2 protein-coding genes are annotated in these 586 nt (G+C 59.0%); both read left to right on the plus strand.

Going from position 1 to position 586, the window contains the following annotated elements; genetic code table 11:
• On the plus strand, positions 1-217 hold a 217-nt coding region (locus SLS51_RS23145), incomplete at its 5' end, for a type VI secretion IcmF C-terminal domain-containing protein (RefSeq protein ID WP_323840827.1).
• A 95-nt stretch (positions 218-312) separates the two neighbouring features.
• The coding region (locus SLS51_RS23150; protein WP_323840828.1) for a type VI secretion system ImpA family N-terminal domain-containing protein at positions 313-586 on the plus strand (274 nt) is incomplete at its 3' end.

Genomic DNA, 586 nt, shown 5'->3' on the forward strand with positions numbered 1-586 from the left:
CGGCAAATCGCCGCGCGCCATCCGCTTCACCGGCCCGTGGGCCCAGCTGCGGCTGATTAACAGCGGCAAACTGACTAACGTACGTCAGGATTCGTTTGATGTGCGGTTCACCGTGGACGGGGGCGACATGACCTACCGTCTCTACGTGGATGAATCCGACAACCCGTTTGCCGGCGGCCTGTTCAGTCAGTTCAGACTGCCTGACACCCTGTATTAAGGGCAAACTGTATGAATGGCAAACTGTATTCACTGCAAAATAGCAACCCCCCCTGTCCTCCGCGCCGGCGGCGGCAGGTTAAAGGATGAACAGCCATGCGTGAACCCCCTGAAAACCTGATTATCCGCGCCGGCGGCAACCCGATGCATCTGCCAGCGTTCACAGCCATACGCGAAGAAATTAACAAAATCAACCACCCGTCTCAGCCGGCGGTGAACTGGGCGCTCATTGAATCACTGGCCCTGACGCTGTTTCGCACCCACGGCGTCGATTTGCAGAGCGCGATTTACTACACCCTGGCCCGCCTGCAGCTCAGCGGCCTGGCCGGGTTTACCGAAGGCTGTGAACTGCTGGCCGGGGTGATGGTCA

The organism is Photorhabdus africana, from assembly GCF_035181445.1.
Classification (GTDB): Bacteria; Pseudomonadota; Gammaproteobacteria; order Enterobacterales; family Enterobacteriaceae; genus Photorhabdus; species Photorhabdus laumondii.